Genomic DNA, 21,338 nt, shown 5'->3' with positions numbered 1-21,338 from the left:
GAATCCTCGTGCGTTAGAGAACTTCGACGTTGCCGCAGACCGAGATAGCCTGTCCCGAGATGCCGCTGCCCGCAGGCGAGCACAGAAAGAGCGCAGTGGCCGCGACTTCTTCCGGCGTCGTCATGCGGCGCAGCGAAATCTTGGCGAGATACTGCTTCTCCATCTCTTCGTAAGAGAGATTGAGCTGCTTCGCGCGCGCGTCGATGACCCGCTCGATGCGCGGGCCTTTCACGATGCCCGGCTGGATTGCATTGACGCGTATGTTGTCGGGACCGAGTTCGATCGCGAGGCTCTTGGTCATGCCGACCACGGCCCATTTCGTCGCGGCGTACGGCGTGCGGAAGGCGTAGCCGAGACGCCCCGCCACCGAGGACAGCGCGATGATCGTGCCGCCTTCCCTCGCTTCGCGCAGCAGCGGCACCGCGCGGCGCGCGAAGTAGAACTGCGCGTTCAGATTGACATCGACGGTGTCTTCCCACGCCTTGACGTCGATTTCGTCGATGCCGCCGGTCGGCCCGGCAATGCCGGCGTTGTTCACGAGCACATCGAGCCCGCCGAGCTGGCTTTGCACGTCCGCGAACACGCGCTCCACCGCGTCGCGATCCGAGACATCGGCGAGCGTCGCCGTGATCGGATTCAACTCCGCGCCCGCTTCGGCTTTCGCGAGTTCGTCAATCGCTTGCTGGCTCGCATCGCAAACGTGGACGCGCGCGCCTGCATCGACGAACGCCCGCGCAATCACCAGCCCGATGCCCGATGCGCCTCCGGTGATGAGCACGCGCAAGCCCGCGTGCGGTTTCAGCATCTGCAGAACCGTCATTGTCCGTCTCCGTTTGTTTTCATTCGTTGTACGAATCTTCTTCGATTCAGGCCTGCGCCAGATTGCCGCCGCCGTCGTCGCTTGCTTCGTCGCTCGTGGCGCTTTGCAGGCGCTCCTGCAAATCGGCCGCGGCGTCGCCGATGTCTTCCTCGATACCGGCGCGCGCACCCTCGCCGTCGCCGCGCCACAGCGCCTCGACGATATGACGATGCGCGGCCATCGAACGGCGCATGTGGGGAATGTCGGGCGCGACGAGGTTGAGAAACGGCCCGATGCGCATCCAGAGGTTCTGGATCGTCGCCTGGGTGATTTCGCTCGCGCCGTGCGCGTAGATCGCGCTATGGAATCTGAAGTTGCTGCGCAGGTAGGCGGCCACGTCGCCCGCTTCCACGTGAGCATCCATCTCGTCGAAGATGTCCTGTAGCGAAGCGAGATGCGAGCGGGTCATCCGCGAAGCCGCGCGTTTGGCCACCGCGCCTTCGAGCGCGATGCGCACGTCGCGGAGTTCTTCGAGCAGTTCGAGCGTCATCGGCGGGACCATGAGCGCGCGGCCGGGTCCGTCGATCAGCGCGCCTTCCGCCTGCAAGCGGGTGAGCGCGGCGCGTACCGGCATCGTCGACGAGCCGACCGCTTCCGCGACGCTGCGCAGGCTCAGCAACTGCCCCGGCGCGAAGCGTCCCGTCATGATCGCTTCCCTCAACTGCGTGTAGACGCGGCTCGCCATCGTCTCTCGTGCAACCAGTTCGAGTGCCGGTAAGTCCGGTGATGCGCGAGTCGCCACGAGAAGACCTCCCAAAGGCATGCCGGTTGTCGTTGTGATGTGTGATCACACCGCATGGAACGCAGTTTGGGCAGAGTGCGCGGACGAGTCAACTAGGTGAAAACGCCGAGTCGTTTGCTATCTCGGGTCGGCCACCGCCGTGGTTCGTTGTGGCGCGTAGCGGTTTATTCAGGGCGAACGCGCTCGGCAGAACGGATGAGCCTACGGGAAAACGCGCGGTTGACCGTTGGACAACCCGTCGCCTACTGTATCGATACACTAAATCGATACAGACGCGCGGCGGATGCTCGCATGCGCGCAAACTCGTCCGCGCTCACGCGGCAATCAGGAGACACACCATGCATTCGATTTCCCGGCGACGGTTCCTTCAGACAGCCTCCGCCGCCTCGCTTGCGGCGGCGGGCGCGGGCTTTCCCGCCATCGTGCGCGCGCAGCCGGCCGTCGCGCTGCGCTTGTCGTCTTCGATGCCCGCCAACGAGAACGCCGCGCACTATGTCTGGTACCAGAATCTCGCCGCCAACCTGAAGGCGAGCGTGGGCGACCAGATTCGCATCGACTACTTCCCGAACAACCAGCTCGGCAAGGAAAGCGACGTCGTGCAGCAGGTCAAGGTAGGCGCCGTGGACATGATGGTCACCGGCTCGTCGATCTGGGCGACCGTGCTGCCCGAGCTCGGCATGTTGGACCTGGGCTACGTGTTCGACAGTTTCGACCACGTCGGCCGCGCGATGGACGGCAGCGTCGGCAAGTCGTTCGACAGCATGCTGCAACAGCGCGCCGGCTGCTCCGTCGTCACGTGGGGCTATTCCTTCGGCGGCCGAAATGTCTTCACGAAGAAGCCGACGCAATCGCTCGCGGACATCAAGGGCGTGAAGCTGCGTGTCCTGCCCACGCCCGCGTTCATGGAAACCTTCAAGCTGATGGGCGCGGTGCCGACGCCCATTCCCATCGGCGAACTGTACATGGCCGCGCAGACGGGCGTCGTCGACGGCTTCGAGCACGATTGCGCCACCGTGCTTGCCAGCAAGTACGACGAGGTCGTGAAGTCGTGCTGGCAGACGCAGCACGTCTTCAGCCCGCTCGTCGTCGTGATGGGCCGCCGCGCGCTCGCGAAAATCCCCGAGAACCTGCGTTCCGCGTTCCAGAAGGCCGCGCAGGACGCCACCGCGAAGCAGCGCGTCGCGGCCATCCAGACCGCCGCCAGCGCCGAGCAGGAACTCAAGAAGCGCGGAATGACGTTCTTCCCGATGTCGCAGACCGATCGCGACACCGCGCGCAAGGAAATGCAGACGCAGTTGTACGCGAGCTTCGCGAAGCAATATCCCGCGACCGCGCCGCTTTTCACCGCCATCGCCTCGGCCCGGGCCTGAACGGAGGAACGACGCCATGACCACATTTTCCGCGACGCCCGGCCCCGAAGCTACGCTCGCCGCGCCGGACTTCGGCCGCGAGACTGCGCTCGCGCGCGGTCTCGTGCGCCTGATGCGCGGCATCGAATATTTGTGCGCGGCTGTGCTCGCGGCGGACGTGCTCGTGGTGTTTCTGTCAGTGATCTATCGCTACGTCCTGCACGACCCGTTCGACTGGGCCGAGGAAGTCGCCCGCGCGCTGATGATCGTGCTGGTCTTCTTCGGCGCGGCCACCGTGCTCGGGCGCAGCCAGCATGTCGGCGTCGATCTGTTTCGCGGCATGCTGCCGAAGCGCTGGCAACCGTCGCTCGTGCATGCCGGCCATTGGGTGATCGCGGGCGTCGCCGCCAATCTTTGCGTGTCGTCGTGTCTGCTGCTCGTCGATTCATACGGGCAGATGACGCCGAGCGGCCTGCCGGCGTGGATCAACGTGTATCCGCTGGTCGCGGGCAGCCTGTTCATGACAGTGTTCGCCCTCGCGCATGCGTTGAACGGCACGCGCCGACTCGTGCTCGGCACGCTGCTCGGCTGCATGGCGATCGCGACGGCGGTGTTTGCGTGGAACGTCCTCGTGCCCGGTCATGCGGCGAAGCCCGGCGCGCTGCTCGCCATCGGCTTCATCGGCGGACTCGTGCTCGGCGTGCCGATCGGCTTCGTGCTCGCCTTCTCGGCGCTGCTCTACTTCCTCTCGGAACCGTCCCTGCCGATGCTCGTCTATTCGCAGCAGGTCATGGCCGGCACCGATCACTTCGTACTGCTTGCCATTCCATTCTTCGTGCTCGCCGGCCTTCTGATGGAAACGAACGGCATGTCGTCGCGCCTGATCGAACTGCTGCTGCGCATGTTCGGGCGGGTCCGCGGCGGACTCGGCCTCATCACGATCATGGCGACCGCGTTCTTCTCGGGCGTCTCCGGCTCGAAACTGGCGGATATCGCGGCGGTCGGCGGCGTGGTGATGCCCGCGGTGCGCCAGAGCCGCGAAGACCCGAACGAAGCCGCCGCGCTGCTCGCCTGCAGCGCCGTGATGGCGGAGACCATCCCGCCGTGCGTCAACATGATCATCATGGGCTTCGTCGCGAACATTTCGATCGCCGGCCTGTTTCTAGCGGGCGTGGTGCCGGCCGCGGTGCTGGCCGTGGCGCTCGCGATCGTCGCCGTCATCTGCGGCCGGCGCATCAATCTCGCCGATGCCTTGACGCACCCGCGCGCGTGGCTGCCGCTCCTGGGCGGCGCGCTCGTCGCACTGGTCATGATCGCGATGATCGGCAAGGGCGTGACTTCGGGCATCGCGACATCGACGGAAGTATCGGCGTTCGCCGTGGTCTATGCGCTCGTCGTCGGCTGGATCGCATTCCGCGAACTGACGCCGAAATCGATCGCGCGCGTGTTCGTGCGCTCGGCATCGATGGCGAGCAGTATTCTGTTCATCGTGGCGGCGGCATCGAGCGTATCCTTCGCGCTGACCATCGAGCAGATTCCCGCGCTCGTGTCCGATTCGATGATCGCGTTCGCGCATCAGTATGGCCCGACGATGTTCCTGCTGCTCTCCGTGCTCATCATGATCGTGTTCGGCGCGGTGCTGGAAGGCGCGCCCGCGCTCATCATCTTCGGGCCGCTGCTTACGCCGATCGCGACGCAACTCGGCATCAACCCTCTGCACTTCGGCACGGTGATCGTCGTTGCGATGGGCTTCGGCCTCTTCGCGCCGCCGGTCGGTCTCGGCCTGTTCGCCACCTGCGCCATCACCGGCACGGACATGAAGGCGGTGGCGCGTCCCATGGTCAAATATCTGCTGGTGCTTGCCATCGCACTGGTGGCGCTGGTTCTGGTGCCGTCTTTCTCACTTTGGTTGCCGACCCGGCTCGGCCTGTAGCCGGTAGAAGTCAACGCTATGAGCACCATTCAGGATGTGGCCCGCGAAGCCGGCGTGTCCGTGAGCACTGTGTCGAACGTGCTCAACGGCCGCATCGATCAGATGCGCCAGGAAACGCTTGCCCGCGTGCAGGCCGCCATCAGCACGCTGCGGTATCGCCCGAGCACGCTGGCGCGTCAGTTGAAGACCGGGCAGACGCCGATCGTCGGATTGCTGGTGCCGTCCATCGCCAATCCGATGTACGGCTATATCGCGCGCGAAGTCGAAACCTATGCGCAGGAGCGTTACGGCTATCGGGTGATGATTGGCAACACGTATCGCGATCCGGCGAAAGAAGCCTCGTTCTTCGAGGATCTGCTCTCGCAGGGCGTGCGCCGCGTGATCGTGATTTCATCGCTCGCCAATGAGCGCCATCTGGAAACCGCCGCCGGACGCGGAATGGTCGTCGTGAGTTACGACCGCCGCGCGACCGAAGGCGAAGCCACGCGCGTCGATCATGTAACGCCCGACAACTTCGGTGCCGCGCGCATGGCGACACGTCATCTCATCGGACAGGGTCACACGCGGCTTGCGTTCGCGACGCTGACCGGCATGACGATGAGCCGGCGCGACAAGATCGACGGCTTTCTCGCCGCTGCGAGCGAAGCGGGCCTGTCCGGGCGCGCGCAGGTGCTCGACAGCGGTCCGGTCAACGAATACGGCGACTCGATGATCGCCGAGAACGGCCGCGCGCTTGCGCGTCGACTGGCGGCCGACGACGAGCGCCCGACCGGGATCGTCGCGGTCAACGACCTGATGGCGCTGGGTCTGATGGCGGGCTTGCGCGAATCAGGGCTGCGCGTGCCCGAGGACGTGTCGATCGTCGGCATGGACGGGCACTTTCTGGCGGCGATCTCGAACCCCGCGCTCACCACCGTGCAGCTTCCGGTGCCCGCCATGGCCGCCGCGATGGTCGAACGGGTGATGCGCGCGCACGACGAGCCGATGCCCGCATCGGAGCAGGCGCTGTTCACGGAGATCACGCTCGTCGAACGGGAATCGGTAGCGCCGCCGGGCAACGCCAGGCCGGTAACGAAGCAATCCAGGACCAGAAAATGAACAAGGTATTCGTGAGTCACCCCCGGCACATGCTGGACCATTATTTCGGCGCCCGCGCGGCGGCGGCACTCGCGAAGATCGCGGACGTCGCCTACAACCCCGAAGACCGCGAGCTGACTACGGCCGAACTCGCGGACAAGGCGCGCGATGCGGATGTCGTCATCGCGTATCGTCAGACGCCTGCGCCGCGCGCGTTGTTCGAAGCGCTGCCGAAGCTCGCTGCGTTCGTGCGCTGTGCAGTCGATATCCGCACTGTCGATGTCGATGCCGCCAGCGAACATGGCGTGCTCGTCACGCAGGCGAGCGCGGGCTTCGTGCCGGCGGTATCCGAATGGGTGATCGGCGCAATGCTCGATCTCGCGCGCGCGACGACTGCGTATGCATCGGCGTATCACCGCAACGAAGCGCCCGTGCCGCAGATGGGCCGCGAATTACGCGGCAGCACGCTCGGCGTGATCGGATACGGACAGATATCGCGTTATCTGTGCGAGCTTGCGCTCGCTTTCGGGATGCGCGTGATCGTGTCCGATCCTTACGCGCGAATCGACGATGCCCGCGTGCGCGCCGTCGATCTGGACGCCTTGCTCGCGCAGGCCGATTTCGTCGTCTGTCTCGCGCCCGCGAACGAGCAGACCGCGAATCTGATGAATGCGCGCGCCTTCGACGCGATGAAACCCGATGCGTATTTCATCAACGCGGCGCGCGGTGAACTGGTCGATGACGCCGCGCTCTTCGCCGCGCTGGAGAGCGGACGGATCGCGGGATGCGCGCTCGATGTCGGGCGCGCGCCGGATCAGATGCCGTCGCCCCGGCTGGCTGCGCATCCGCGTGTGGTCGCGGCGCCGCATGTGGGTGGCTTGACGCCGGGCGCGATCGAGCATCAGTCGATGGAGACGGTCGCTCAGACCGAATCGCTGTTCAACGGTCGCATGCCGGTCGGCGCGGTGAATGCGGCGCACGCGTTCCGGCTGGCGCGCTGGGGCCACGCGGGCATCGACGTTCCGGCGGATGCGCGATGACGTCGCCGCTATCTTTCGACGGCGCGTGCGATTGCCACATTCACGTGTACGAAGAAGGCTATCCGCTCGCCGCGAGCGCGACGTTCATTCCGCCACCGGCCCCTGCGTCCGCGTATGCGCGAGTGCAGCGCGCGCTTGGCCTGTCCCGCGCGATCGTCGTGCAGCCAACCGGTTATGGCTTCGACAATCGCTGCACGCTTGCGGCGATAGCCGAACTGGGCAGCGGCGCGCGCGGCGTCGCGGTCGTGCCGCCGGATGTCGGCGAAGACGAATTGCAGCGTCTGCATGACGCGGGCATTCGTGGCGTGCGCTTCATGATGCTCCCGGGCGGCGTTTTGCCGTGGGACGCGCTCGCGGAGATGTCCGCGCGCATCGCGCCACTCGGCTGGCACATCGATCTGCAACTCGACGGGCATGCGTTGCCGCGCCATGAGCCGATGTTGTCGCGTCTCGCCTCCCGGCTCGTGATCGACCATATCGGCAAGTTCCTCGCGCCTGTCACGCCGACGAGCGAAGGCTTCGCGTCGCTGTGCCGTTTGCTCGATGGCGGGCGTTGCTGGATCAAGCTGTCCGCGCCGTATGAGAGTTCGCGCGTCGGTCCGCCCGCGTTCGACGATGTGGCGTGGCTCGTGAGCGATCTGTCGTCGCGGTATCCGGAGCGGGGACTGTGGGCATCCAACTGGCCGCATCCGAATGTGCGGCCGGTGCCTGAGGACGCGCGCATGCTCGAGTGGGCGATGGAGCTCGTCGCGGGGGACGAAACGCGGCGCAGGATTCTTGTCGAGAATCCGGCTGAGGTGTATCAGTTCTAACCGGGCTTGCGCTGGTGCTGCCGCCTATCCCCGCATCCTTTGCAGAATCTCCGCCGCCGCGCACGCCGCGACTTCGCAACCCAGTACGATATGCGCCTCCGCCGTATCCTCGATGAAGTCATGGCTGACTCCGCCGATGCTCGGCACGAACAGCATGCACGCGGGCAGATGATGCGCCAGCACCTGCGCGTCGTGTGACGCACCGCTCGGCATGCGCTCCCATTGCCCCGGCGCGAGCGCTTCCGCTGCATCGGCGAGGTGGGCTTGCAGCGCCGCGTCCATCGTGACCGGCTCTTCGGGCGGCTCGATGTCGCGTATCTCGACGCTCACCTTTTCTTGCGCGTTGAACTCGCGGATCAGCTCGGCGAGCGCGGCTTCCATTGCGGTGAGGCGTTGCGCGTCGGCGTCGCGAAATTGCAGGTACATGTCGGCGGAACCCGGCACCACGCTGAACGATCCCGGATCAAGATCGATGCGCCCGACCGTCCACACGGTATCGGCATCGGCGAGCCGCTCGAATGCTTCGTTCATGCGCGTAATGAACGCGACCAGTCCCGCGCCGGCGTCGCGGCGAATCGACATCGGCGTCGTCCCCGCATGATTGCGCTGCCCCGTGAAGCGCAGCCGGAGCTCGCGTATGCCGACGATCGTCGTCACCACGCCGATGGCATGGCCATGCGCCTCCAGCCGGCCGCCCTGCTCGATATGCGGCTCCATGTACGCCTTGTGACGCGCGCGGTCGATGCGTGCGCGCGGCGCGTCCGCGATGCCGGCCTGTGCAAGCGCGTCGCCGAGCAGAACGCCTTCGCGATTGCGCGCGCTCACAATCGCCTCGTCGACGGGTTCGCCGACGAAGCTGCGGCTGCCGAGAAAGCCCGAGAACGTGCCTTCCTCGTCGATCCACGATGCGACGTCCACGGCGAGATGGCGCGTCGCATCGCACTCGCCAAGCGCGCGGGCGATTTCGAGGCCGTAGATCACGCCGAGCGCGCCGTCGAGCCAGCCGCCGGTCGGCTGGGTGTCGGTATGCGAGCCGATCAGCAACGCCGGGCCGTCGTTGCGCGAGCGGCCGAACACGTTGCCCACGCCGTCGATCGATACATCGAGCCCGGCCTCGTTCATGCGCTGCGCCAGCCAGCGGCGCGCGTCCATATCCACCGGCGAGAGCGAAAGACGCACGACGCCCGTACCCGTCGCGCCGAAGCTGCGCAGGTGCTCGAGGTCGTTCATGAGGCGGGCGGGATCGATCTTCAACACGGCGGTCCTTCCTATGCGTGGGAAAGACGTAGCGTATCAGCCGCGCGACGAGCGCGCGCCGTCTATGAGACTGCCGCGCTTTGCTTCGTCGATCGCTTGCCGCTCTCTTACCGCGCGGTCACTTCAGCTTCGACCACGCGCAAAACGTCGGCGGCGCAGCCCGCGAGATCCTCGAACAAGCGCCTTTGGACAGGCGACAGCGCCCGAGGAGATGTGTCGATGACGCATAAGGTGCCCAAACGGTGGCCACTCGCCCCGGTGATCGCGATGCCCGCATAGAACCGGATGCCCGGGTCGCCCGTCACGAGTGCGTTCATTCGAAAGCGATCATCTTTCGTGGCATCTTCGACCACGAAGATGCCCGGCTCGACGAGCGCATAGTTGCAGAAGGCGACATCACGAGGCGTTTGCCTAACCGCGAGCCCGTGCCGCGACTTGAACCATTGCCGGTGCGCGGCAACGATCGACACCAGCGCGATCGGACACGCCGTGACGTAAGCCGCAAGCCGCGTGATGCGGTCGAGCCGGGGATCGTCGGGCGTGTCGAGCAAGCCGCATTGCGCGACTGCATCAAGTCTGTCTTCTTCGTTATATAAAACCGGATACTCGGACATCGTTACTCGTTGGGCTAAGGATAGGTCTTTGATCGATGTCTTGTCGGCAGAACCGGACGCATACTTGAGCGCTTTCTTTCCACGATACGGCTAAAGATCGGGCGTCATGGTGCCGCTAACAAAAGGCTAAGCCGCCTAAGCCCTGACAGCCATCGAGCACGCTCTGGAAAGACTCGAACCATGAACCCGAACGCCGAACCCTCCCTCACCGCATGCGCGTCGAACGCGGCAGCAGCCGGTCAGAAGCCCCTCGCGGAATTGCGCTCCTTGTGGGCCACCACAGAGAAAGAGCGAGCCGTCGTCGAATTCTCGCCCGACGGCGTGATTCTGCGCGCGAATGCCAATTTCCTGACGTTGATGGGCTACCGGGCCGATGAGGTGGTCGGATCGCACCACCGCATCTTCTGCGACGCCGCATACGCCAACAGTCAGGCATATCAGGACTTCTGGATCATGCTCGCGTCCGGACGCGAAGCGAGCGGCGAATTCAGACGCCTGAACAAGACGCGCTCGGAAGTCTGGATTCACGGCTCGTATACGCCTGTTCTCGACGAAAGCGGCAATGTCCAGAAGATCGTGAAGGTCGCCACCGACATTACCGGCGCGCGCACGCTCGCCGACGATCACGCCGGCAAGGTGCGGGCGATGGAACGCGCTCAAGCTGTCATCGAATTCGATCTGCATGGCCACGTCCTTGCGGCGAACGACCTGTTCCTGCATCTGATGGGCTACAGCCTCGAAGAAGTGAAGGGCCAGCATCACCGGATGTTCTGCGAGCCGTCGTATCTGAATACGGACGCTTATCGCTCGTTCTGGGAAAAGCTCGGGCGCGGCGAGTATGACGCCGGGCAGTACAAGCGCATCGCGAAGGGCGGGCGCGAAGTATGGATTCAGGCGACGTACAACCCGATCTATAGCTCGGACGGCCGGCTCATCAAGATCGTGAAATTCGCCTCCGACATCACCGAGTTCAAACGCGGCGTCGCTGAGCGAGATGGCCGCCTGGCCGCCATCGACCGGGCCAATGCTGTGGTCGAGTTCGACCTCGAAGGCAACGTTCTCGCCGCCAATCAGAACTTCACGGATGCGATTGGCTATACGCTGCGCGAGATCGTCGGCAAGCATCACAGAATGTTTTGCGATCCCGAGACGACTGCGACGGCCGAATACCGCGACTTCTGGGCGCGACTGAGCCGCGGCGACTATCACGCCGGGCGCTTCGAGCGCGTATCGAAGCACGGGTACCGCGTGTGGCTTCAGGCGACCTACAACCCCGTGCTCGACGAGTCTGGACGGCCCTACAAGATCGTGAAGTACGCGAGCGACATCACCGCGCAAGTGGAGCGCGAGCGCCGGATGCAGGCCAGTCTGATCGCAATGAGCGAGAAGATCGACGAGCTGTCCCAGTCCATCGACGGCATCGCCGCGCGCACGCGCGAGGCAACCGCTGTCGCGACCGAAACGCAGGCCGAGGCGGATACGGGCGGCCGTACGCTGGCTGAATCGATGTCGGCGATCAAGGAGATCGAGCAGTCCTCCGCCGGTATCAGCGAAGTGGTGAAGGTCATCAGCGAGATCGCCACGCAGACCAACATGCTCGCCTTCAACGCAGCCATCGAAGCGGCGCGCGCGGGAGAGCATGGGCTGGGATTCTCGGTCGTCGCGAGCGAAGTGCGTCGGCTGGCCGAGCGTTGCTCGCAAGCGACCAACGAGATTCGTCGTCACATCGACGAGTCCGTGCATCGCATCAAGACCGGAAGCGAAACGTCCGGACGCGCAGCCGATGGCTTCGACCGTATTCGCGCCGGTGTGCACCGTACGACCGAGACCATCGCCGGAATCCATCAGGTAACCGAAAAGCAGGCAACCGCCACACGTACCGTTTCCGAACTGTTGCGCGAGCTCACGCTGGTAACGGGCGGCGAAGCAGCGGTTCGTTCATCTTCCACCGTGGCCGCGCTGTCCCGCCAGACGCAATGATGGATTCGTCCGCACTTGTTGTCGGCGTCGTGCAAGTCGGCTCGATCCGCTTCGGGATCCCTGTCGAGCACATCGCGGAGGCGGTGGAAGCGCCGTGCGCCTATCAGCACGTGCCAGGTCAGCCGGCCAGCATGAAGGGATACTTTCTGCTGCGCGGCGACGCCGTTGCCACGCTCGATACCTACGCACTTATCTGCCCCGATGAGACAGCGCGCGCGCCAGCGCGACACGTCATCGTGCTGCGCCACGGCGATGCCGTCTTTGGTATCGAAGTCGATGCAGTCGGGAAAACCGAAGCGATCGAACGAGATAGCTTGATTACGCTGGCGCCAGACGATGAATCCGCAGCGGGCCTCTTTCCTGTGTTGGCCGCGCTCGGAGAACCGCCATCGCTCATCGGCATTGTGAACGTTGATAAGCTCTACGAAGCAACGGCGGGAAGGGCTGCGCGCAAGGCGGTTCGGCTGCGCGACTCTGAAAGCCCACGAGCTAGCTCGAACAAGGATGAGAAGTCGCGACGCAGGCAGCACGCGATCGTACGTTGCGGCGAGCATCTGCTCGGCGTCGACGCGCTCGCCGTCCGATGTGTCATTCCTATGCCCGAGCTTCAGCAGCCGAGTCCGGGCAACACCACATTCCTGGGTGTCGCGAATTGGCTGGGTGCGGATCTGGCCGTGATGGACCTTCCTTCGGTATTGGGCCTTCCCCAGCGCGAAACGGGAGAAGGCAAGTACTTGCTCGTCCTCGCACACGGTGACCGCGTGACCGGTTTCGCCGTTGATGAGCTTTCAGAACTGGTACTGCTAGCGCCTAAGGACATACGGCCGGTGTCGCCCGCTGCCTTTGCTCAGCCCGGATTCTTCTTGGGCGCTATCGGTACCTCTCGAAGCAGAACGGCGCTGATTCTGAACCCGGAAGCGCTTTCCAGCAGCGGACGCCTGATGCATCTACCGCGCACCGCAGCTACGCAGAAGACTTCGGCCACAGTGAATGCGGCAGCGGCCTATACCGGTTCCTACATTGTGTTCTCGGTGGCGGGACGTCCTTACGCGACGAACATCGAACACGTGGCCGGAATCGTGACGAAGCCCAAGGTCGAAGTGTGCGGTGGCGTTGACCAAGCAAGCCTTGGACTCATCAACTGGCGCAACGACTTAATCGAGCTCGTGAACCTCGACTTGGCGGCGGGCAGCGACATCGAGCGTTCTGAGCCGCCGCAGGCGCTGGTGATCGTGGTGGACGGGCTCACGCTTGCGTTTGCGGTCGACACCGTGCTGACGATGTCGGGCCCGACCGACGCGACGCAGATTTCGCGAGGCTTCGACCCTGAAACGGGCGGCACGTATCAGATCGTAACCATGATCGAGCCTAGCCGGATCAGCTATCGACTTATCGACCTCGCTCAAAAGGTGTCCGAGAGGTTCGGCGCGTTACAGGTCGGTGAGCAAGCGGCTGCCTAGGCTTCGCGAATGAAGCCGATGCGCGATTGCCGCTTCAACCTGGCGTCGAGCGAATCCCGCGTCGCGATCCTACGACGCGGTCCGGCGATCCATCTGCAGCGACATGTGCACCTCGTCGTGAAAGCAACCGTCCACCAACAACGAGTTCCGCTCTATACCGAAAGGTTCAAAGCCCAACGACTTATAGAGCCGGAGTGCAAGCTCGTTCTTCGCGTTCACAGTCAGGTTGATTTGTGTGATGTCGGACCTAAGTTGCGCGAATCGAATGAGTTCGACAATGAGCGCTCTGCTGATGCCTCGGCCTCTCATTTCCGGCGCGACATAAACGCCCCAGACAAACGCCTTGTGACTCAGCTTTCGCGGGTGCTCACGTCCGAGGCCCGCGACGCCGACCAGGCGGGTTTCATCGAAAGAGCCGAACACGCCTTCGCCTCGCTCCGCTGCCAGTTGCTTCTCGACGTCATGCAGCGAGCGGCCCGCTTCCTCTTCATAGCTGGATGCGAATGAAGCGGGACACTCCTTCAGTCCGGCAAGCCGCAGAGAGACGAATGATGACGCGTCGAATCGAGTGAGTTGGCGAACGAGCATTGACGGTCCTCTTTAGACAGGTAGAGCGATACTTTACGTGATTGTCGGTGTCATCCCACCGTCGTTGCACACGATCGCCCGGAAGCCATCAAGCGTCTTTGCTCCTCAACCAACCGACGAGATCCTCCGACACAACCGGCTTGCTGAACAAATAGCCCTGGCCCTTCTCGCAGCCGAGCGAGCGGACCACGGATGCCTGTGCTTCGCTCTCCACGCCCTCCGCAACCGTGCTCATGTTCAGGCTCGCGGCCACGCGGACGGTTGCTTCGATCAGTACGCGATGATGCGCACTCTGCACTGCCTGGCTGACGAACGATCGATCAATCTTGACGGTAGCCACGGGTAGCTGGTGCAAGCTCGAAAGCGAGGAATAACCCGTTCCGAAGTCGTCGAGCGCCAAGGTAAGTCCAAGCGACTTGAGTTGTTGCAACGTAGCCTGCACCGATTCATCCTGCGCAGCGAGGCTTTCTGTCACTTCGAGTTGCAGCTCGCCAGGACTCATGCCGCTGTCTTGCAGAGTGCGAGACACATAGGCGACGAACCCTTCGTCGGTCAGTTGCGCGCGAGACAGGTTGACCGCCAGGAGGCGCGGGGCCAGGCGTCCCAGTTCTCTTTTCCATGCGACGAACTGACGGCACGCGGTATCCAGAACGTATTCGCCCAATGCACCGATCAAGCCGCATTCCTCCGCGACGCCGATGAATTCGACCGGCGGCACGACGCCTCTCACGGGGTGACGCCACCGCACCAGTGCTTCGACAGCGGCGGCATGCGGCGGGAACGACCACCGGTCCGCAGTAGGCGCAAGCATGACGACCGGTTGATAGACGACGAAGAGTTCCTGATTCCCGATCGCGCGACGCAGATCATTCTCCATCTGCGCCCGACGCGCAGCGCGCTCGTGCATGGAAGGTTCGAAACTCACATGCCGGGCGCCGCCGCGACGTTTGGCTTCCACCATCGCGATGCTCGCGTCCTGAAGTATCGCATCGGGATGCGCGCTCGACGTCGCCGACTGAACGATCCCGATACTGACGCTAAGGTGCAGTTGTTGGCCAGCGATCCGGTAGGGCTCGCTCAACACACCGAGTATCCGATCCGCAAGCGAGAGGACGTCCGATTCGGATCGCGGCTCGCCGATCACCACGACGAACTCATCGCCCCCGAGCCGGCCCGCCAGCAGGCCGCTGTCATATTGGCCGCTCTGCGAATCGGGCAGACCCAGTGTCGTTATCAATCGATTGGCGACTTCTGCCAATACTTCGTCGCCCGCGGAGTGACCGAGCGAGTCGTTGATCTGCTTGAAACGATCGCAATTGATAAATAGGACTACGAAGCGCCGCGCGTTTCGAGTCTGAGGTTGCGCGCCACCCTGAATGAACTCGCAGATGGACGTGCGGTTCGGCATCTTGGTCAGCTTGTCCCGGCGTGCGGCCTCCCCGAGCTTCTTGTCCAGAATAGACTGCTCGCGCTGCGACTCCAGGGTGACATCGCTCACCATGGCCATCAGGTGGTTCTGGTCGAGCTTGAGCAAACTGACCGACAGGACCTGTGGGGCAAGCGTGTTTCTGGAAGCGCGCGGAACGGTGATGCGAACCGCATCGCACACCGGTCCCGCAGGCGCCTCGTATTCCTGGACCATGCGCCGGAATTGCGGCGCGATCGTTTCCAGCACGTCGAAGAGGTTAACGAGGTTGCCATCCGGCGACAGCGGCATCAGCAAGCGGGCCGACATCGGGTTGATCATCTCGATCACACCGAGCGCGGAGATCTGCAAGAGCCCTATCGGCGCCCGATAGAGAAACTCCATCAATGCTTCGTTCGCGGACACCGAGTCGGCCGAAGACTTGATAGCCTCCTCCACGGGCTGCTCGCAGAGCGCTTCCTCGCTTGTCGCGCCGCGCGATGTGACGCTATCTTGGGATCCGTGGCGTAACACCGCTACGCCGTTGCATTGATTTTCACTCATTCTCATGCGTCGAGCTTCTTAGGTTCCTCGACGACCAAACAGACATGCCAGGGACGATTGCGCAAAGATAAGCGCACAAAGAGTGCCTGCCCTTAACCGAGTTCCACGCGGTTCCGACCGGCTGCCTTGGCCGCATACAGTGCCTTGTCGGCTGCGGCAAGCAAGTCGTTCACGCAAGACGTCGCATCGGTTACCGAGGCAATGCCCGCACTGACCGTCACTCGTATTAGGCCGGCGCCTGTATCGATGTCGCCGTCCGCAATCGTTGCGCGCACGCGTTGAGTGATGACAAGCGCCTCTTCGCGAGAAATTCCCGGAAGCATTAGGCAGAACTCTTCGCCTCCGAGTCGGGCCAGCAGGTCGATCGACCGCAAATGCGCTTTCGCCTTCTGAACGATCTGCGTCAGAACGAGGTCTCCCGCTTGATGTCCGGCGGTGTCGTTGATTCGCTTGAAATGGTCGGCATCGATCATCACGACGGACAAGTCCTTGCCCAGTCGCCTCGTTCTCGCAAGCTCCTTCTCCGCGAGCTTGAAGAAATGCGCGCGATTGACCGCGCCGGTTAAGTGATCGGTCGTGAGAAGGCGAGTGAGTTCGTCGCTCGATATCTTGCGTTCGGAGACGTCGCGTACGACGACGGAATATCCCGCGATGTCCGCATCGTCTTCTCGCGAGACGGCAACCAGGATTTGCGCGGCATAGCGGCGGCCCTGCTTGCTTTCGCACCAACGCTCCTGAATATGCCAACCCTCCTCGCGCGTCAGCGAAATGTGCTCGGGGCTGCAATACGGATCCACAGCCTCGGGCGCGTAAAAGAGGTCGAGCGTATGGCCAAGCACTTCTTCCGCGCCGAAGCCCGTGAGCTGCTCGACGGAAGCGTTCCAGCTGTCGATACGGCCAGCGGCATCGAGCGTGAAGAAGGCGAAATCGTTGACGCTCGTATAGATGCCCGCGAGCCACGACTCATGCTGTCTCGCGCGTCGTTCGGCCTCGACCTGACGGGAGATGTCGGAGAGCGTCATCATCAACGTACTGCCGTTGACCTTGATGATGCTGCACGACAGTACCATCGGGCGATCGGCACTGGGCGCGATCACGATTCGATGGCCCTCGCAAACCCGCCCTCGCTCGGCCGGAAAACTCGACACGAGATTGCGCAACTCCGGCGCGACGTTAGTCAGGCTCTCGAAGACGTTACCGACGCCCATGCACCCGGCAAGCGGCATGAGCAACTGGACGGCGACCGGATTGAGCATGTCCACATCGCCATTCAGGCCACTACGGACGATGCCGATGGGTGACATATACATGAACGACAGCAGCGCCTCGTGCTCCGCTTCCAATGCGCCTTCCACGGTGGTCATGACGTTCACTTGCCGGTCTGACGTTGCACGAGAAGAAAGCGGGTTTCGCTGCGGCTGGACTTCATAAGCCTAAGCTGCACGGGCGTCGGCCTCATGCGCAGCGTCAAAACGTACGGCAGCACTTCGTCGAGTTCGGCTTCATCCTCGAACCGTTGCGCCACCATGAAGTTGTTCATGCACGGCGCGACTTCTTCGAACAGATGTCTGCCGAGAACGCGAGTGGCGCTCAGACCCGCGCTCGATGATTCGACTGCGTTGTAGTGAGTCACGGCATAAGTCGCATCGAAGCCTATCAAACCGAACTCGAGTTCATCGAGCTCGGGCTCACCGGCTGCGACGAGGTCGTCGAATAGAACTGAATCGAACGTGTGCTTGAAAGTAAACGGGTCAGCCATTGATCTTGTCTCCGCATAAAGGGGCGTCGCTCGCAGGCTATAACGGCAGAAACTCGGAATACTTTATCGTTCTGGCCGTTACAGGCTCCAGTTGCAGCGCTTGCCGCTGTCACTGACAGGAAGTCGCTCGCCGAACGTAAAAGCCTTAGGCCGCTCTGGCGCGGACAGTCGTGCGAGTGTCCATCGATCGAGTTCGATGCAAAGCCGTTCAATGCGGACACCCGCTGCCGGAACAACGAAAGCCTTCAGTCGCGCGCCCTCGCTCGGGTCCATTAAGCGGACGGCGGCATCAGCGACGTCAGGATGCTGCAACAGCACTTCACGCACCCGCGCCGGGAAGACGTTCGTGCCCGCCACCTGCACGGCGTCGTCGATTCGGCCACAGACGACGAAGCTATGGTCGGTTACCCATTCCACGCGGTCTTGCAGCGCGACGCTTCTTTCGTGCCCGTCATGCTCCACGCGAACGAGTCGACTGGCGTCCGCTTCGTCTCGCGTCCAGAAGGGCATCAACTGAAAGGCCGGCGCAGGGACCTCACGCATACCGACGCCAGCCGTTTCCGAGCTCCCGTATATCTCCAGCACGCGGTCAAACGCCCCTCCGATGGTGAGGGCTTGCGCGAGTTGCGGCGGGCATGGAGCAGTCGATGTCAACGCCGATACGCCACGAGGAATCTCGCCTGCGAAGCGCGCAACCAGCGCCAAATGCGCCGGATGACTGACGAGCAGGTCGCCCGATGCCATCATGCGCGGCAAGGCAGACGGCGTCACATGCCGGACGTCGATGACTTCGATACCATCCAAGTGCAACGGCAACAGCACAGTGAAGAGAAAGCCGTAGATGTGATGCGCTGGCACCGCCGAAATGATTCGGCGCGTTCCGACGAGGCTTTCGGCAAGATATTCTGCCTCTCGTTGAAGGTCGGCTAATGCGTGGACGCATGTTTTGGGTCTGCCCGTCGAGCCCGATGTGCGAAAAACCAGTTGGGCGCTGTACTGCTTCAGTCCTCTCGCGACGACGTCCAGCCAGTCGCCGAAGCAGCGCTGGTTCAAGAGCACTTCGTCAAGTCCGCTCTTGTGCAGTTGAGTCAGCTCCGAAAGGGTCGTCGCAACGGAAAGCCGTTCGATGGAATCAAGACCGAGTCCGTCTTCTCCCATACTGAGTTCGAGCGGCCAGGGAAACTGTTCTGGCGTCGCGCCTCCGGGACGCAGATGCCGCAACTCCGCTGCGATGGCATCGCCTAGAAAGCGCGCCAATGTCCCCGGCGCTTCGTACCATGCGCTGTGAGCTAGCTCCAATGCAACAGACATCTCTGTATATGCTCTGTGGACGTTAGATGAAATTCATCCGGATCGGCACTGACAACGTGTCGTTCTAATTACGGCACGGCCTCGCGAAGCTTTAGCTCGTGTGCTCGCCGATGCGCCTGTGAGACGCAGTGAGAGCGGCCGCACGCGTCGTCTCGCGGTAAGCGGCAGATCCTCAAAACAGGCAGACTGCTCCCGCGGCAAATCCCCGTCCTGCATGAATATGGCTTGATTCCCGAGTTCTTTCGCGCCGATCGGTACCGCGCGCACCGCGCCGGGGCGCGTCGCCACCGCGCACGCACTGGCAAAGCCTCGGCGCACCATCTGACGGCATCGCGCGGGGCCGCTCCGAACCGGTGATAGCCGCCCGAACCCTTGTGCAATGACGCCCTCAGGGTTTTCACCATGCGCTGGCACGGATCTCGCATTGCCGGTTCTCGTTGTGTACGAGGAAAAGATCAATGCTTTCGGAGCACGCGGACATCGCGGCCCATCAACTCAGTCCGACATGCGGCTCGCGTGGCGTGGCGGTCGCGCCGTACGCGCTCACTGTGTCCGCAGACGACAACGCGATCGGCGCGCCGCGCCGCGAGCGGAATCGATCGACCGATTCGTTGAAGCTGGAAGCGCGCTTCTCCTCGAAGGTCATCGACGCCGGTCGATACGAGGAAGCGACGCGCCATTCGAGCGGGATCATTCGTCATGCTAATCAAACGCGCAGAGCCGACCTCGATCCGCGCAGCGAAGGAGCAGCCGCGCGCACGTAACGCATAACCCTCCATTGCCTTAATCGCTTTCCGGGCCGCTTTTGTCGAACCGGAGGGCACAACTCATTCTTTTTATCCGCACATATCGGGGAACGCATATGAACGCACGCATCGAGACACTGCAGGAAGACGCAAGTGCGTCCGCGAGCACGACACATCACCGCTGGCTTCAGCTCGGCCTCGGCCTCATCTGCATGATGTCGATTTCCAGTCCGCAATACGTATGGACGCTGCTGACCAAACCGCTATCGGCCAAGCTCGGCGTGCCGCTGCCGGAACTGCAAATCACCTTCTCGCTGCTCATCATTTTGCAGACGTTCTTTTCGCCGTTTCAGGGCAAGCTCATCGACCGCTTTGGTCCGCGCCTCTTGATCTCGCTCGGCACGGTCATGTCGGGCCTGAGCTGGGTACTGTCGTCGATGGCGACGAGCACACCCATGCTCTATCTCACCTACGGTCTCGTGGGCGGTCTCGGCACGGGCATCGTGTATGTCGGCGTGGTCGGCTTGATGGTGCGCTGGTTCCCGGACCGACGCGGCTTCGCTGCGGGCGCGGTGGCCGCGGGCTATGGCATGGGCGCGATCGTGACGACGTTCCCGATCTCGGCATCGTTGGCAGCGCGCGGAATCGATGCAACGCTCTGGCTCTACGGCATCGCGTTCGCGGTGGTCGGCTTCGTCGCATCGCAGGGCTTGCGCGTACCGCGCGACGCAACGCCTGCGAAGGCATCGGCCATCGCCGCTTCGGACGCGCGCAATCTGCGCCCTTCGCAAATGATCAAGTCGCCGCTCTTCTGGCTGATGTTCGCCATGATGACGATGATGTCGACCTCGGGTCTCATGGTCACCTCGCAGATGGCCACCTTCGCGGCGGACTTCGGCATCACGAAGGTCGTCGTCTTCGGCATGGCCGCGCTGCCGCTCGCGCTGACCATCGACCGCTTCACCAACGGTCTGACGCGCCCGCTCTTCGGCCTCGTTTCAGATAAATATGGCCGCGAAAACACGATGTTCTTCGCCTTCGCGCTCGAAGGCGTGGCGATGGCGCTGTGGCTCATGACGCGCGACAACGCCGTGCTGTTCGTACTGCTGTCGGGCGTGGTGTTCTTCGGCTGGGGCGAAATCTTCTCGCTGTTTCCGTCGACGCTCACCGATACTTTCGGCACGCGCCACGCCACCGAGAACTACGGTTGGCTGTATATCTCGCAGGGCATCGGCTCGATCTTCGGCGGGCCGCTGGCTGCCCTGCTGCATCAGCATGCGGGTAGCTGGGTGCCGGTTTTCACCGTCGGCATCACGTTGGACATCGTGACAGCGGTCCTCGCCATTCTGGTGCTCAAGCCCATGCGCTCGCGCTTCTTGAGCAGCCGCGCATGACTGTCGAGCGCCGTGTCGAACTGACATCGCCCCGTGCACAGCAGCGTGCGAGCCGTGCGCGGGCCGCGTGACTCGCACGCTTCAGCGAAGGACTACGCGGCCGCTTGTTGGTCAGGCAGCCGTGTTGCAGTGATCAGGATCCCTTATAAACGTTACACGTGAGTCCCGGCGGGCAGTTTGCCGGATTGCGGGCTCTAGCCCACTCGCCGTAGTTGCGAGCGCCGGCCGAGCTATCGCCATAGCCGGTGCCGCCATAATCCGAGCCGCTGTAGGTGGATGCACCATACGTTGCCATGCTCGCATCGGTGGTGTGAGATGCGCCAGCCATCGGCGCGCTTTGTTGCTGGGCCAGGGCCGTGCCGCTCGCAACGACAAGTGCGGCGGCCGCGACCGTGACAAGATGACGTGTTTTCATTCCGGGTTCCTCTCGAAAAATACCTGCGGCGTG

At 63.2% G+C, this 21,338-nt stretch carries 19 protein-coding genes; 9 read left to right on the top strand and 10 right to left on the bottom strand.

Annotated elements, in window-relative coordinates:
• Positions 1 to 13: 13 nt before the first annotated feature.
• Positions 14 to 820: an SDR family oxidoreductase gene (locus JYK05_RS22875; RefSeq protein WP_206469987.1), complete on the bottom strand. Its 807-nt coding sequence runs from the start codon at positions 818 to 820 to the stop codon at positions 14 to 16.
• Positions 821 to 866: 46 nt separating this feature from the next.
• Positions 867 to 1,601: a GntR family transcriptional regulator gene (locus tag JYK05_RS22870; protein ID WP_371826465.1), complete on the bottom strand. Its 735-nt coding sequence runs from the start codon at positions 1,599 to 1,601 to the stop codon at positions 867 to 869.
• 338 nt (positions 1,602 to 1,939) lie between these two features.
• Between JYK05_RS22870 and JYK05_RS22865 the strand changes: the two genes are divergently transcribed.
• The 5 genes from JYK05_RS22865 to JYK05_RS22845 are packed head-to-tail and all read left to right on the top strand — an operon-like array spanning position 1,940 to position 7,812.
• Positions 1,940 to 2,971 (top strand): TRAP transporter substrate-binding protein, encoded by a 1,032-nt coding sequence (locus JYK05_RS22865; RefSeq protein WP_206469985.1) that lies wholly within the window; start codon positions 1,940 to 1,942, stop codon positions 2,969 to 2,971.
• 16 nt (positions 2,972 to 2,987) lie between these two features.
• Positions 2,988 to 4,883 carry a TRAP transporter large permease subunit gene (locus JYK05_RS22860; RefSeq protein WP_206469983.1) on the top strand — a complete coding sequence of 632 codons (1,896 nt, stop codon included), beginning with the start codon at positions 2,988 to 2,990 and terminating at the stop codon, positions 4,881 to 4,883.
• 18 nt (positions 4,884 to 4,901) lie between these two features.
• On the top strand, positions 4,902 to 5,981 hold the full coding sequence (locus JYK05_RS22855; RefSeq protein ID WP_206469981.1) for a LacI family DNA-binding transcriptional regulator: 1,080 nt from the start codon (positions 4,902 to 4,904) through the stop codon (positions 5,979 to 5,981).
• Positions 5,978 to 7,000, top strand: coding sequence for a hydroxyacid dehydrogenase (locus tag JYK05_RS22850; RefSeq protein WP_206469979.1), 1,023 nt, complete (start codon positions 5,978 to 5,980; stop codon positions 6,998 to 7,000). Before JYK05_RS22855 ends, JYK05_RS22850 begins: the two co-directional genes overlap by 4 nt.
• On the top strand, positions 6,997 to 7,812 hold the full coding sequence (locus JYK05_RS22845) for an amidohydrolase (protein WP_206469977.1): 816 nt from the start codon (positions 6,997 to 6,999) through the stop codon (positions 7,810 to 7,812). Before JYK05_RS22850 ends, JYK05_RS22845 begins: the two co-directional genes overlap by 4 nt.
• 24 nt (positions 7,813 to 7,836) lie before the next feature.
• Here the strand turns inward: JYK05_RS22845 and JYK05_RS22840 are convergent, their stop codons facing one another.
• Complete coding sequence (locus JYK05_RS22840; RefSeq protein WP_206469975.1) at positions 7,837 to 9,069, bottom strand: Zn-dependent hydrolase; 1,233 nt, start codon at positions 9,067 to 9,069, stop codon at positions 7,837 to 7,839.
• A 107-nt stretch (positions 9,070 to 9,176) separates the two neighbouring features.
• Positions 9,177 to 9,683, bottom strand: a complete 507-nt coding sequence (locus JYK05_RS22835) for a GAF domain-containing protein (protein ID WP_175942634.1) — start codon at positions 9,681 to 9,683, stop codon at positions 9,177 to 9,179.
• A gap of 180 nt (positions 9,684 to 9,863) precedes the next feature.
• Between JYK05_RS22835 and JYK05_RS22830 the strand changes: the two genes are divergently transcribed.
• Both JYK05_RS22830 and JYK05_RS22825 read left to right on the top strand, forming a co-directional pair.
• Complete coding sequence (locus JYK05_RS22830; protein WP_175942633.1) at positions 9,864 to 11,663, top strand: PAS domain-containing methyl-accepting chemotaxis protein; 1,800 nt, start codon at positions 9,864 to 9,866, stop codon at positions 11,661 to 11,663.
• Positions 11,660 to 13,123 (top strand): chemotaxis protein CheW, encoded by a 1,464-nt coding sequence (locus JYK05_RS22825; protein WP_206469974.1) that lies wholly within the window; start codon positions 11,660 to 11,662, stop codon positions 13,121 to 13,123. Before JYK05_RS22830 ends, JYK05_RS22825 begins: the two co-directional genes overlap by 4 nt.
• Positions 13,124 to 13,192: 69 nt before the next feature.
• Here the strand turns inward: JYK05_RS22825 and JYK05_RS22820 are convergent, their stop codons facing one another.
• The 5 genes from JYK05_RS22820 to JYK05_RS22800 form a co-directional block, all read right to left on the bottom strand.
• On the bottom strand, positions 13,193 to 13,711 hold the full coding sequence (locus JYK05_RS22820) for a GNAT family N-acetyltransferase (RefSeq protein WP_206469973.1): 519 nt from the start codon (positions 13,709 to 13,711) through the stop codon (positions 13,193 to 13,195).
• Positions 13,712 to 13,799: 88 nt separating this feature from the next.
• Complete coding sequence (locus JYK05_RS22815; protein WP_241270045.1) at positions 13,800 to 15,680, bottom strand: bifunctional diguanylate cyclase/phosphodiesterase; 1,881 nt, start codon at positions 15,678 to 15,680, stop codon at positions 13,800 to 13,802.
• Positions 15,681 to 15,772: 92 nt separating this feature from the next.
• Positions 15,773 to 17,044 (bottom strand): sensor domain-containing diguanylate cyclase, encoded by a 1,272-nt coding sequence (locus tag JYK05_RS22810; protein ID WP_206469972.1) that lies wholly within the window; start codon positions 17,042 to 17,044, stop codon positions 15,773 to 15,775.
• Between the two features lie 5 nt (positions 17,045 to 17,049).
• Positions 17,050 to 17,439 carry a phosphonate transporter gene (locus JYK05_RS22805; RefSeq protein WP_175942629.1) on the bottom strand — a complete coding sequence of 130 codons (390 nt, stop codon included), beginning with the start codon at positions 17,437 to 17,439 and terminating at the stop codon, positions 17,050 to 17,052.
• Between the two features lie 78 nt (positions 17,440 to 17,517).
• Complete coding sequence (locus JYK05_RS22800; RefSeq protein WP_206469971.1) at positions 17,518 to 18,750, bottom strand: AMP-binding protein; 1,233 nt, start codon at positions 18,748 to 18,750, stop codon at positions 17,518 to 17,520.
• A gap of 458 nt (positions 18,751 to 19,208) precedes the next feature.
• On the opposite strand from JYK05_RS22800, the gene JYK05_RS22795 reads away from it, so the two are divergent.
• Both JYK05_RS22795 and oxlT read left to right on the top strand, forming a co-directional pair.
• Positions 19,209 to 19,514, top strand: a complete 306-nt coding sequence (locus JYK05_RS22795; protein WP_206469970.1) for a hypothetical protein — start codon at positions 19,209 to 19,211, stop codon at positions 19,512 to 19,514.
• A 98-nt stretch (positions 19,515 to 19,612) separates the two neighbouring features.
• Positions 19,613 to 20,890 carry an oxalate/formate MFS antiporter gene (oxlT, locus tag JYK05_RS22790; RefSeq protein WP_206469969.1) on the top strand — a complete coding sequence of 426 codons (1,278 nt, stop codon included), beginning with the start codon at positions 19,613 to 19,615 and terminating at the stop codon, positions 20,888 to 20,890.
• 133 nt (positions 20,891 to 21,023) lie between these two features.
• Here the strand turns inward: oxlT and JYK05_RS22785 are convergent, their stop codons facing one another.
• Positions 21,024 to 21,305, bottom strand: a complete 282-nt coding sequence (locus JYK05_RS22785) for a hypothetical protein (RefSeq protein WP_175942625.1) — start codon at positions 21,303 to 21,305, stop codon at positions 21,024 to 21,026.
• Between the last annotated feature and the right edge of the window lie 33 nt (positions 21,306 to 21,338).

This window comes from Caballeronia sp. M1242, from assembly GCF_017220215.1.
In the GTDB taxonomy this organism is placed as follows: domain Bacteria; phylum Pseudomonadota; class Gammaproteobacteria; order Burkholderiales; family Burkholderiaceae; genus Caballeronia.
The sequence above is the reverse complement of the archived record's forward strand: the minus strand, read 5'-3'. Positions and strand labels throughout refer to the sequence as shown.